The organism is Bradyrhizobium sp. 22 (assembly GCF_000482425.1).
Taxonomy (GTDB): Bacteria; Pseudomonadota; Alphaproteobacteria; order Rhizobiales; family Xanthobacteraceae; genus Bradyrhizobium; species Bradyrhizobium japonicum_B.
Genome location: NZ_KI519400.1, coordinates 82,420 through 94,778 on the forward strand (window position 1 = coordinate 82,420; position 12,359 = coordinate 94,778).

At 65.0% G+C, this 12,359-nt stretch carries 12 protein-coding genes; 6 read left to right on the forward strand and 6 right to left on the reverse strand.

All coding sequences use genetic code 11. From position 1 onward, the window contains the following. Positions 1–25: 25 nt before the first annotated feature. Genes K410_RS0125780 through rfaD form a run of 3 tightly spaced genes read right to left on the reverse strand, consistent with a single transcriptional unit; the run spans position 26 to position 3,786 of the window. Complete coding sequence (locus K410_RS0125780; RefSeq protein ID WP_028137551.1) at positions 26–1,312, reverse strand: O-antigen ligase family protein; 1,287 nt, start codon at positions 1,310–1,312, stop codon at positions 26–28. Then, entirely contained in the window at positions 1,309–2,793 is a 1,485-nt protein-coding gene (rfaE1, locus tag K410_RS0125785; RefSeq protein ID WP_028137552.1) for a D-glycero-beta-D-manno-heptose-7-phosphate kinase, read from the reverse strand. The genes K410_RS0125780 and rfaE1 overlap by 4 nt, the downstream gene beginning before the upstream one ends. A gap of 12 nt (positions 2,794–2,805) precedes the next feature. Next, positions 2,806–3,786 (reverse strand): ADP-glyceromanno-heptose 6-epimerase, encoded by a 981-nt coding sequence (gene rfaD / locus K410_RS0125790; RefSeq protein WP_028137553.1) that lies wholly within the window; start codon positions 3,784–3,786, stop codon positions 2,806–2,808. Between the two features lie 158 nt (positions 3,787–3,944). Between rfaD and waaF the strand changes: the two genes are divergently transcribed. Continuing rightward, the gene (gene waaF, locus K410_RS0125795) at positions 3,945–5,015 is read left to right on the forward strand and encodes a lipopolysaccharide heptosyltransferase II (protein ID WP_028137554.1); all 1,071 of its coding nucleotides are present in this window, start codon (positions 3,945–3,947) and stop codon (positions 5,013–5,015) included. A 175-nt stretch (positions 5,016–5,190) separates the two neighbouring features. Here waaF and K410_RS0125800 read toward each other — a convergent pair whose 3' ends face one another. Next, the gene (locus K410_RS0125800) at positions 5,191–6,228 is read right to left on the reverse strand and encodes a glycosyltransferase family 4 protein (RefSeq protein WP_028137555.1); all 1,038 of its coding nucleotides are present in this window, start codon (positions 6,226–6,228) and stop codon (positions 5,191–5,193) included. Positions 6,229–6,354: 126 nt separating this feature from the next. On the opposite strand from K410_RS0125800, the gene galE reads away from it, so the two are divergent. The 5 genes from galE (at position 6,355) to K410_RS0125820 (ending at position 10,917) form a co-directional block, all read left to right on the forward strand. After that, positions 6,355–7,368 carry a UDP-glucose 4-epimerase GalE gene (galE, locus tag K410_RS0125805; RefSeq protein WP_028137556.1) on the forward strand — a complete coding sequence of 338 codons (1,014 nt, stop codon included), beginning with the start codon at positions 6,355–6,357 and terminating at the stop codon, positions 7,366–7,368. Positions 7,369–7,486: 118 nt separating this feature from the next. Next, complete coding sequence (locus tag K410_RS0125810) at positions 7,487–9,292, forward strand: ABC transporter ATP-binding protein (protein ID WP_028137557.1); 1,806 nt, start codon at positions 7,487–7,489, stop codon at positions 9,290–9,292. A gap of 35 nt (positions 9,293–9,327) precedes the next feature. Beyond that, positions 9,328–10,029, forward strand: coding sequence for a fumarylacetoacetate hydrolase family protein (locus tag K410_RS0125815; RefSeq protein WP_028137558.1), 702 nt, complete (start codon positions 9,328–9,330; stop codon positions 10,027–10,029). Between the two features lie 57 nt (positions 10,030–10,086). Then, positions 10,087–10,311 carry a hypothetical protein gene (locus tag K410_RS39800; RefSeq protein WP_155253683.1) on the forward strand — a complete coding sequence of 75 codons (225 nt, stop codon included), beginning with the start codon at positions 10,087–10,089 and terminating at the stop codon, positions 10,309–10,311. A gap of 63 nt (positions 10,312–10,374) precedes the next feature. After that, entirely contained in the window at positions 10,375–10,917 is a 543-nt protein-coding gene (locus K410_RS0125820; RefSeq protein ID WP_028137559.1) for a Spy/CpxP family protein refolding chaperone, read from the forward strand. A gap of 109 nt (positions 10,918–11,026) precedes the next feature. On the opposite strand, the gene K410_RS0125825 is transcribed toward K410_RS0125820, so the two are convergent. After that, complete coding sequence (locus K410_RS0125825; RefSeq protein ID WP_028137560.1) at positions 11,027–11,956, reverse strand: aspartyl/asparaginyl beta-hydroxylase domain-containing protein; 930 nt, start codon at positions 11,954–11,956, stop codon at positions 11,027–11,029. Positions 11,957–12,092: 136 nt separating this feature from the next. Beyond that, entirely contained in the window at positions 12,093–12,248 is a 156-nt protein-coding gene (locus tag K410_RS40550) for a hypothetical protein (protein WP_007612486.1), read from the reverse strand. Positions 12,249–12,359 lie beyond the last annotated feature (111 nt).

Below are 12,359 nucleotides of genomic sequence, written 5' to 3' on the forward strand. Positions count from 1 at the left end.
CCAGACTTGCCAGCCGCGCGGCCGCTCAGGAACCGGCTTCCCCCATCTTCGCCTGGCCCCGTTGCGCCCGGATCACCATGCCGCCGGCGACGCCGACGCCGATGACGTACATCCAGCCCTCATGGAAGTCGAACAGATGGGAGTTGAACAGCGAGGTGAAGACGTTCTGCACCACCACCAGCAGCCCGATCCAGTTGGCAAGCCCGTCGCAGCGAAACAACAGCAGATGCAGGATCCAGGTCGCATAGAGAATGAGGATGCCGATCGCCCCCCATTGCACGGCAACGTTGAGCGTCTGGTTGTGGGGATTGCCGATCACCTCGGCCGAGGCCCGGTTCTGACCGACGGGCGCCGCGGCGCGTTCGAACAATCCGCGCGTCGAGCCGGTGCCGTGCCCCATGATCGGCGCCTCTGCCAAGAAGCTCAGCGACTTCCGCCAGAATTCGAGCCGCAGGCCGAGGGAGGTCGCCTCGCCCCTTTCCACATAGCCCGCGTAGTCGTCGGTAAATCTCTCGGCGGTATGGCGCAATTGCGGAGAAGCCTGCCAGGCCAGAACGGCGCCGGCGAGCAGAGCGGCGGAGATGATCGCGATGCTGCGCCATTTGAGGTGGAGCAGCGCGAACACGCCGAGCATGATCGGGATGGTGACGAGCGCGGTACGCGACACCACGACGAAGGTCATGTTGATGAAGAAGCTCAGCGCCAGCGCCGTCAGCAGTCCGGCGAGCCAGTAGCGCTTCTCGCGCAGCAACGTCACGATCGGATAAGCCAGCGCGACCGCGCAAAGCGCGAATTCCTGGCTCTGGTCGATGTAGTTCTTGACGAAGATGCCGCGCTCGGGCGGACCGGACTTGAGCGCGAGGTTGGGGTAGAAGGCGACCAGCCAGGACATCACCGACAACAAGGCGCAGGACACCAGAAAGGCGATGAAGATCCAGTGGCCGCGGGGCGAGCGCTCGAAATGATAGAGCAGCAACGGCAGCACGAGCAGCTTCACGGTCGGATTGACCGCATACAAGCGCGCCCCCCAGGTCGCGTCCGACCAGAGTGTCCCCACCAGCGCCAGCAGCACGAGCGCGATCGGCGCCGCACAGATCGGACGCTTCAAGGACTCCAGGAGCGCGCGGACGTCGAGGAACGGCACCATGCAGACCAGCATCAGCGCGTTGAAGATCCCCGCGAGCGAGGTCGACCAGGGCAGCGAGGCCGCGGTCAGGACCGCGAATATATCGACCGTCTCGCGCCAGGCGGCCGGGCTGCGCAGACGGCGAAGCAACCTTTCGCCGGTCGTCTCGCGTGCGAGCACCGTCACTTGCCTCCTCCCCGAGCGCGATGCACCAGTGCCGTCGTGCTGAAGCCCTGGAGGATGTCGACCAGCACGACCGCCCCGCCCGCTTGCTCGACGACCTCGTGGCCCACCACCTGCTCGCGGGTGTAGTCGCCGCCCTTCACCAGCACGCCGGGCTTGATCCGCCTGATCAGGTCGATCGGCGTGTCTTCCTCGAAGATGACGATGAGATCGACGGCCTCCAGCGCGGCCAGCACCTCGGCTCGCGCGCGCTCGTCCTGGACCGGCCGCTCCGCGCCCTTGAGCCGCCGCACCGAGGCGTCGCTGTTGAGGCCCACGATCAGCCGGTCGCAGGCTGCACGCGCCGCGGTCAGCACCTTGACGTGGCCGGGATGCAGGATGTCGAAACAGCCATTGGTGAAGCCGACGCGCTGGCCCTGCCTCTTCCACTCGACGAGCTGGGCGTCGAGCGCGGCCGGATCGAGCACGATCTTTTCCTCGGCCGCGAGACTGGCATGCGGCAGGATCTTGCGGCGCAGCTCGGCCGCGCTCACGCTGGCGGTGCCCTGCTTGCCGACCGCGACGGCGGCCGCGGCGTTGGCCATGCGCAACGCCGTGTCCCAGTCCGCGCCGGCCGCAAGCGACACCGCGAGGGCGGCGGCGACGGTGTCACCGGCACCGGAGACGTCGCGCACTTTCACCGGGAAAGCCGGAACGTGAACGGCCTCGCCGCCGCGCGGCACCAGCGTCATGCCGTGCTCGCCCTGGGTAACCAGGATCGCCTCGCAATCGGCGAGCCGCATCACGTCCTCGCTGGCATCAACGATGCTCTGCAGCGTGTCGGCGCGGCTGCGCGTCGCTTCGGAAAATTCCTTGCGGTTGGGCGTAAGCAGCGTGGCGCCGCGATAGATCGCCCAGTTCAGGCTCTTGGGATCGACGATTACGGGCTTGCCGAGCTTTCGCGCGGCGTCGATGGTGTGGCGAATGACGCGCGCCGTCAGTACGCCCTTGGCGTAGTCCGAAAGCAGCACGAGGTCGGCGCGCGCGATTCCCGGCAGGATCGCCTCGATCAGCTTGGTCTCGACCTCATCGGATACAGGCGCCGCCTGCTCCCAATCCGCGCGCAGCATGTGCGTGGAAAAATGTTCGGAGACGAAGCGGACCTTTCGCGTGGTCGGGCGCGCGGGATCGCACACCAGCACGCTTTCGATCGCAGCAAGCTCGTCAAGCGCCGTCTTGAGCCGTGCACCGGCATCGTCCTCGCCGACGAGGCCGACGAAGATGCAGCGCGCGCCGAGAGACGCGACGTTGCGCGCGACGTTGCCGGCGCCGCCGATATGGATCTCGCTGCGCTGCGCCGTGATGACAGGCGTCGGCGCTTCCGGCGAAATCCGCGACACCTCGCCATAGACGAACTCGTCCAGCATGATATCGCCGATGCACAGCACCGTGCGGCTTGAGATGGCTTGCGCGAGAGCGTCGAAATCGAGAATGGGCGTCGGCATGGTCAAGGAGCCTCAGCGGAAGCGGTCGGGCCGGTCGAGATAATCCCCGACAAAGGCCTTCACCGCGTCCTCGAGCGTCGTGAAGCCGCCGTTATAGCCGGCGCGGCGGAGCCGATCGACCTCGCTCTGGGTGAAGTACTGATAGGCCGAACGGATCTGCTCGGGCATGTCGATATATTCGATGTTGGGCTTGGTGCCGAGCGCCGCATAGGCAGCCAGCATCAGGTCCCTGAAGCTGCGTGCCTTGCCGGTTCCGACGTTGAACAGTCCGGACACCGACGGCGTCGCCAGGAGCCACATGATTACGCGCACGACGTCATCGACATAGATGAAATCGCGGCGCTGATCGCCGTCCTCGATGCCCTCGCGATGCGATTTGAACAATTGCACGACGCGGCCGGCCTTGACGTCGTCGAAGCGGCGCGCCAGCACGCTCATCATCGAGCCCTTGTGGTATTCGTTGGGGCCGAACACGTTGAAGAATTTCAGGCCGACACATTGCGGCGGCAGCGGATCGCCATTTGCCACGCGCCCGGCGACCGCGAGATCGAACATGTGCTTGCTCCAGCCGTAGAGATTCATCGGCCGAAGCTTCTTCAATGCCGAGATCGAGGCGTCGTCGTCGAAACCGCTTTCGCCGTCGCCGTAAGTCGCCGCCGAGGAGGCGTAGATGAAGGGCACCACGCTTGCCGTGCACCAGTCGAGAAGGCGCATCGACAGACGGAAATTGGTCTCGAACACGAGGTCGCCGTCGGTCGCCGTGGTCGCGGAAATCGCCCCGAGATGGATCACGCCATCGAGCTTGCGGCCTTTCAGCCAGTCCATCAATTCGGCCGGCGGAACGATATCCACAAGCTGGCGCTTGGCGAGGTTCCGCCACTTGCCGTCGGTGCCGAGCAGATCGCAGACCACGACGTCGCTACGGCCCGCGTCATTGAGCGCGGCCACGACATTCGACCCGATAAAACCGGCCCCGCCGGTCACCAGCAACATTCCGAAATCCCTGCCCGATTTTTTTTGCGATCCGGTCCTGCCGTAGCGCATGAGCCGCTAAAGTGTAAGCGGTTTTGGGATTGAGCGGTTTGCCGGCTTTACCTGCCGGCTGGGAGCGGCTACCGAACCGCCAAAATCATTGCGGCCCCTTTCAACGAATGAACCAAAATTCACAGTTTAGTGGAGATCCAGACAGGCGCGATACCCGCCCGATTCTGATCATTCCCTACATGTGGATCGGCGATTTCGTCCGGAATCACACCGTCGTCCGGGTCCTGAAGGAGCGCTGGCCCAACCGGCCGGTCGATCTCCTCACCACGTCGCTGTGCGCTCCTTTGGTCGATTACATGCCCGGCGTGCGCGAGGGGATCGTCTGGGACCTGCCGCGTGGCCGGCTTGCCGTGGGCCGTCAGTTGGCCTTGGCGAAGCTGCTGCGCGAGCGAAACTACGGCACCGCCCTGGTGCTGCCGCGCACCTGGAAGGCTGCCATCGCGCCCGCTTTGGCCGGTATTCCCGAACGGGTTGGCTTCGTCGGTGAATTCCGGTTCGGCCTGATCAACCGCTGGCGCTGGGGCGAAAAGAGGCTGCCCCGCTTCATCGACAAGAACGCCGCCCTGGCCCAGCCCGACGGGGCCCCCCTGCCCCCGGAATGGCCGGTGCCGCAATTGCGAGTCCCGGCCGCGGACATCGTCCGCTGGCGGCAGGCCAACGGCCTCGGCGCCAGAGCTGCGGTGGCGCTCGCTCCCGGCTCCGTGGGCGTCTCAAAGCGCTGGACTTACTATCCCGAGGCGGCCCGCCTGCTGACGGAGCGCGGGCTGGAGGTGTGGGTGGTCGGCGGCCCCGCGGAAAAGGGCCTCGCCCAGGAGATCGTGGCGGCAGGCGGCCCCGGCGTGCGGGACCTCACCGGCAACGACTTGCGCAACGGCGTGCTGGCCATGGCGGCCGCCGGCGTCGCCATCTCCAACGATTCCGGCCTGATGCATATCGCGGCCGCCCTGGGCACGCCCACCATGGGCATCTTCGGCCCGACCAGCCCCTATCTCTGGGCGCCGCTCAACGGCCTCGCCGCCACCGTGGTCCAGGATAAGGAGGTGCTGTCCTGCCAGCCCTGCCAGAGCACGATCTGCAAGATGAACGACCACAGGTGCATGCGGAATATCGCGGCGAGCGAGGTGGCGGCGATTGCGCAGCGGGTGCTGAGCGAGGCGGGAGCGAAGACGACGACGTGAGCCGGGCGGAGCCTGCGCCGATGGTGACAGCGTTCCGGTGTTTTGTCCGACGTGTCAAACCAGCCTCGCGAAATCGGCAAAACTGCGCAGGCGCAAGCCATTGATTTAGCTGGCCTCGCCTACTGTGCATGGGGTTGTTTTCGCAATTTTTGTTTCGCAGCCCCTGGAGCTATGCTCAGACCAGCGACCGATAGACCTCGCCGATCCGCGCCGCTTCGGCATCGAGGCTGAACTTTGCCAGCACCCGCGCCCGCCCCCGCTCGCCCATCGCCGTCGCAAGCGTCACATCGCGCATCAACGGCTCCAGCGCCGCGGCCAGCGCGTCGGCATCTCCGGTCGGGATCAGCACGCCGCTTACACCATCCTCGACCACGAGCTCGGCCGCGCCGGCGCGCGCGGCGACCAGCGCGCTGCCCGCCGCCATCGCCTCGATCAGCGTCAGGCCAAAGCCCTCGTTGCGCGAGGTGAAGGCGTAGATCGTCAGCCGCTGGTACCAGCGCTGCACCGCCTCGATCGGCAGCTCGCCGGTGATGACGATGCGCGATTGCAGGCCGGCGGCCTCGATGCGCTTGTTCAGATCGTTGGCAAAGGGCGTCTGCTCGGCCGTGACCTGGCCGACGATGACCGCGGTGAAATCCGGATAGCGCGGCAACAGGCGGCACATCGCATCGACGAAGAGGTCTGTGCCCTTCTGCGCACGCACGCGGCCGAAGCAGCCGATGGCGTAGCGGCCCGGCAGACCGCATTCAGCGAAAGCAGCTGCGCGATCGATCGGCGGCGCGTAAACGTCGGTGTCGACGCCGTGCGGGATCACCGTCGCCTTCACCTTCAGAAACGAGGCCGAGATGTCGCTCGTCGCGATGATCGCGTCCATGCGCCGGATCAGCCAGCGCGTAATCCAGCTGTGATGCCGCTGCGCCGCCGAGGTGAACACGAGCCTCAAGGGCCAGCCGAGCGCGCGCAGCACGACGCCGGCGATCATCTCGTTGTTGCGCCGCGCATGCCAGATCAGCGGCGCCTTGCGGCGCCATAGCCTGAGAAGATCGGCAACGCCGAGCCGCGCGATCCCGGCCGGCGCGTCGGAGCCGAACCAGGCGGCGCGATACAGCTTCGCCAGCCGCGGCGCCACCATCCGGTTGGTCGCGGTGACCCCGGAATACCGCCTGTGCAGATTTGGCACGATCACTTCGAGATCGCCGGGGGAATTGGCCACGTCGCGCTCCGTTTGACCGGCCCCCTATACGCAACATTAAGCATAGTGACCAGTTCGGCCGCGCCGATACCCCCTCTTCACCACGCAGACGTTAGCTTGCAGCGTTGATCTAAGACGGGTGAGATCATGACTGTGCTAGTCACCGGCGGCGCCGGCTATATCGGAAGTCACACGGTGCTCGCGCTGGCGGAAGCCGGCGAGGACGTCGTTGTGATCGACGATCTCTCCACCGGTTTCTCCGCCTATCTGCCTGAGGGCGTGCCGTTGTTCATCGGCGATGCCGGCGACGAGAACCTGCTCGAAGGCGTGATCGCGCAGCACGACATTGAAAGCATCATCCATTTCGCGGGGTCGGTCGTCGTGCCGGACTCGATGCGCGATCCGCTCGGCTATTACCGCAACAACTTCATGACCGCGCGCAACCTGCTGAACGTCGCGGTCAAGCGCGGCATCAATCGCTTCATCTTCTCCTCGACCGCCGCCGTCTATGGCAATCCGGACCAGGTCCCGGTGCCCGAGCACGCGCCGACGCGGCCGCTGTCGCCCTACGGCTCGTCGAAGCTGATGACCGAGATCATGCTGCACGACGTCGCCGCCGCCTACGGCATGCAATACGTGACCTTGCGCTATTTCAACGTCGCTGGCGCCGATCCGCACGCCCGCATCGGCCTTGCCACCGTTGGCGCCACGCATCTGCTCAAGATCGCGGTGGAAGCTGCGACCGGCCAGCGCGCCAAGATCGACGTGTTCGGCACCGACTATCCGACCCCCGACGGCAGCTGCATTCGCGACTTCATCCACGTCACGGACCTCTCGCAGGCGCATCGTTCGGCCCTCGCATATCTGCGCAACGGCGGCGCCTCGACGACGCTGAATTGCGGCTATGGCCGCGGCTATTCGGTGCTGGAGACCATCGACGCCGTGCGCCGCGTGTCGGGCCGCAGCTTTGCCGTGCAATACGCGCCGCGCCGGCCGGGCGACATCATGACCATGGTCGCCGACACCAGCCGCATCCGCGGACTGCTGGACTGGAAGCCGCAATACGAGGACCTCGAGACCATCGCGGCCCACGCTTTGGCGTGGGAGGACAAGCTGTTCCACGAGCGCCATGGCGAGCTTCGCCACGCCGCCTCGGCCTAGAATCATCCCAAGCGCAAGCCCTTAATTGGGCTTGAAAAACCGTAGCTGAGCGGGCACAGAGGCCCATCGATCCCTGACGCGCGGGCAGGCTTTGTCCTGCGCCGTCAATGGACCCCGGATGGCCCAGTTTCCAAAGAAGATCACCGACGATCCTTACGCGGCAATGGCCCTGGTGCGCCGCCTGGTCACGGAACAGGGGATCGTCTACTGGCGGCGCTACCTCGTTGCCTTCGCGCTGATGGCGGTGGCCGCGGCCGCGACGGCGTGCGCGACCTACGTGCTCGGCCAGGTCATCAACCAGGCCTATGTCGACAAGAACATCCCCGGCATCGCGATGTTCTCGGGGATCACGGTCGCTCTGCTCTTCATCAAGGGCGTGGCCACCTACGGCCACATGGTCATCCTGACCAAGATCTCGAACGCGATCCTCGCCACCAACCAGCGCCAGCTCTTCGCAAAACTGATGCGCGAGAGCGTCGGTTTCTTCTCCGAGCGCCATTCCTCCGAATTCCTGGCGCGGCTGACGGCCGGCGCCAAGTCGATCACCGACGTGCTCAACATGCTGGTCAACGCCATCGGGCGCGACCTCTTGATGCTGCTCGCCATGATCGGCGTGATGGTGTGGCAGGATCCGCTGATGTCATTCATCGGCCTCGTCGCGGTGCCGCCGGCGATGCTGGTCCTGCGCAAGCTGGTGAAGCGCATCAAAGGCCTCGCCTACAACCAGTTCACCGGCACCGCCGACATCATGGAGACGATGCAGGAATCGCTGCAGGGCATCCGCACGGTCAAGGCGTTCACGCTGGAAGAGATCATGCAGAAACGCATCGACGAGAACATCGCGATCGTCGAGCGCAACGCCAACAAGATGGCGCGCGTCGCCAACCGCTCCAATCCGCTGATGGAGATGCTCGGCGGCTTCGCGGTCGCCGGCTGCCTGATGTACGGCGGCTACAGCGTGGTCGCGCTCAATGCCACGCCCGGCGCGTTCTTCTCCTTCATGACCGCGTTCCTGATGGCGACCGAGCCGGCCAAGCGGCTGGCGCGGCTCAACATCGATCTGAACAGCCAGCTCGTCGGCGCCCGCATGCTGCTCGAAGTCGTCGACAGCCCGGCCAGCGAACGCTCCGACGACGACAAGCCGGCGTTGAAGCTCACCGACGCGCGGATCGAGCTGCGTGACGTCAGCTTCGCCTACCGCGCCGGCGAGACCGTGCTCAACCGCATGAGCTTCGTCGCCGAGCCCGGCAAGGTCACCGCGCTGGTCGGCCCCTCCGGCGGCGGCAAATCGACCGTGCTGGCGCTGCTGCTGCGCTTCCATGAGGTGACGCAGGGCGACATCGTGATCGACGGCCAGTCGATCGGCGCGGTCTCGCGCAAATCGCTGCGCTCGCAGACCGCCTATGTCGGCCAGGACGTCTATCTGTTCCGCGACACCATCCGGAGCAACATCGCCTTCGGCAAGCCGGGCGCAAACGAGGACGAGATCATCGAGGCGGCGAAGGCGGCCTGCGCGCATGATTTCATCATGGGCTTCCCGCTCGGCTACGACACCCCGGTCGGCGAGCACGGCACGCAGCTATCCGGCGGCCAGCGCCAGCGCATCGCGGTGGCGCGCGCGCTGATCAAGAACGCGCCGGTTATCCTCCTGGACGAGGCCACCGCGGCGCTCGATTCGGAGTCCGAGCGGCAAGTGCAGGAAGCGATCGAGCATCTGTGCCGAAACCGGACCACCATCGTGATCGCCCACCGTCTGCACACCATCATGCACGCAGACAGCATCCTGGTGGTCGAAGGCGGCGAGATCGTCGAGCAGGGCCGGCACGACGAACTGCTCCGCCGGGGTGGCCGTTACGCCTCGTTCTTCCGCCTGCAACACCACCACGATTCCGGCGCGCTGGCGCCGATCAGCGCAACCGCATAGAGTTCGTTCCACCTCAAGAGCCGCGAGACCGCTTCATGAACGCCGCCTCCTACGTCATCCCGCTTCCGCCCCAGGCTTCGCTTCCCGTCGTCGGGGAAAGCGGCCGTTATCCGGTTCGCCGCATCTGGTGCGTCGGCCGCAATTATCTCGAGCACATCCGCGAGATGGGCAATGACGAGCGCGCCCCGCCGTTCTTCTTCGCCAAGCATGCCGACATGCTGGTGCCCGACGGCGCCACGATTCCCTATCCGCCGCTGACCAAGGATCTGCATCACGAGGTCGAGCTGATCGTGGCGATGAAGAGCGGTGGCCTCAACATCCCCGCCGACAAGGCGCTCGATCACGTCTACGGCTACGCCGTCGGCATCGATCTCACCCGCCGCGACCTCCAGATCGCCTCGCGCAAGAAGGAGCGCCCCTGGGAGATCGGCAAGTCGTTCGACGGCTCCGCTCCGTGCTCGGCGATTCAGCCGGCCTCCAAGATCGGCCATCCCGCCAAAGGTAAGATCTGGCTCACGGTCAACGGCAAGGAAGCCCAGAAGGGCGATCTCACCGAGCTGATCTGGAACGTACCCGAGATCATCTGGCAGCTCTCGCAGCAGGTGAAGCTTGCCGCCGGCGACATCATCATGACGGGCACTCCGGCCGGCGTGTCGCAGCTCCAACCCGGCGACAAGCTCGAATGCGGCGTCGACGGTGTCGGCACGCTGAAGGTGTCGATCGGCCAGCCGGAATAAGTGCGAACGTAGGGCGGATTAGCGATAGCGTAATCCGCCACCTTCGCGCGGCAATCGGTGACGTCGATCGTTGCTCGACCGTACGGCGGATTACGCTTCGCTAATCCGCCCTACAACACCTATCAGGCCCGCACCGGCCGATTGGCAGGGCTTTGCCTGCGGGACCGCCGCAAGGAGGCCATCACCTGCTCCACATTCGGCAATTTGATCGCGGCAATGTTTGTTGCCATGGGCCGGACGATCCAGCAAGATTTCAAGCCCGAGACCACTCGATCGCGATAGGGTAGCGTCGCAGCCGGATCCGATGCTTCGGCATGACCGGCCCGACTTGACGGAGCCAGATTCATGAACCGCCTCCTTCTGCTTGCCGCCTCTCTCCTCCTCGCCGGCAGCGCCGCCAGCGCACAGTCCAGCCACCCTTATGCCGGCATGGAAAGGCGCCCGATCAAGGCGCTGTCACAGCAGCAGATCGACGATCTTCGCGCCGGACGCGGTATGGGCCTGGCTCTTGCTGCGGAGCTCAATGGATATCCCGGTCCCAGCCACGTGCTCGAGCTCGGCGACAGCCTCGACTTGACAGCCGATCAACGCATCGAGGTCCGGCGACTGTTCGATGCCATGAAACAGGAAACCGTTCCGCTGGGTCACAAGCTCGTCGAACAAGAGCGAGCGCTGGAAGACCTTTTCTCGTCCCGTGCGGTCACGTCGGAAGCGCTCAAGACGAGCATCGGGGCCATTGCCGAAACCCAGGGACAGCTCCGCGAAAGCCATCTCAAGTATCATCTGTCGACCGCCGCCGTGCTCAATCAGAGCCAGATGCAGCGATATGCAGAGTTACGAGGCTACCAGCGTCCCGACAGCTCCGCAGGGCACAAGCACCGCCACTAGACGCAGCTGACCGAGAGCGGACGATCGTGGCAGGACGGACGAAAGCAATCCGCAGATCGGCACGACGCAAGGGCGAACCAAGCTTCGCCGATCCGCCCCACGCGTCGCTTCAATTCAGTGCCGAATACACGATAAGGCCGAGGATCAGCGCCGCCAGCGCGTATTTCAGCGTGTAGTAGACGTTGCGGTTCCACTCCTTGACCTTGCGGCTGGCGAGATGGATCTCGTAGAGCTTGCCGAACACCTTGTTGAGCACGCCGACATTCTCGCCCTCGACGTTCTGGGTCGCCGACGCCTTGACGATGTGATGGCTGACCCAGCGGTTGATTGCGGTCATGAAGCCGAACTTCATCGGGCGCTCGACGTCGCAGAACAGAATGATGCGGTTGACGTCGGTCGCATTCTCGGCGCTGTGAATGAAGGTCTCGTCGAACATGAAGGCTTCGCCGTCGCGCCAGACGCATTCGACGCCGTCGACCAGGATGCGGCACTTGTTCGAGTTCGGCGTGACCAGGCCGAGGTGATAGCGCAGCGATCCCGCGAAGGGGTCTCGGTGCGCGCCCAGCTTGCCGCCCGGCGGCAGCATCGCGAACATCGCGCCGTGCACGCTCGGGATCGACTTGAGCAGCTCAACCGTCTTCGGGCACAACGTGTTCGCCGAGGGCAGGAAGTCATCATACCATTTCAGGTAAAACCGTTTCCAGCCGCTCTTGAAGAACGAGTAGAAGCCCCAGTCATTGTTCTTGGCCGCCGCGCGGATAAAACCTTCGTCGAACAGGCGCACGGCCTCGTCGCGGATGGTCTCCCAATTCTCGCTCAGCGGCTTCAGCTCCGGAAACTGCTCGACCGGGATCACCGGCTTGTTCGGCACCGCCGAGCCCGCATACATCAGCACATTGTAAGGTGCCAGATAGGTCGAGTGGTCGCCGAGCTGGCGCGCAAAGCGCAGCCGCTGCTTGCCGCGGAAGTGAACGTAAATCGTCGAGGCCGCCAGCACGTAAAGAATGACAAGTTGCGGCGCAAAAAGCTGTTTCAACATCTCCCCGTTCCCCAGTGAACCCAGCCGGGGACGTCATCTACTCCGGCCGAACGTGTGCGACAAGATACTCGCTGCTGGGTTGCGTTCACACTGGGGAGAGCAGATTGGCGGACCTAGGGCGGTCAATCGACCCAGGTCACGCCCGGGACAGCGCCTGGAGACCCTTGAAGGTCAGGCGCTTGGGGTCGGTGACGCCGGCCAGATAGAGACGGCGGATGAAGGCGATGACGGCATCGCGGTCGCAATCGGTCAGCGCGACGACGGCATCGACGGCGATTCTCTGGGCTTCCATTGGGCTCACCTCGGCCTTGCGAGTAACCCCGGCCGAGACAGGCTAGGATTGATCCGTAAATTCGGCGTTAACCGTTTTGGAACCCTCGCCGATTCAGCCGGGCCGCCGTAT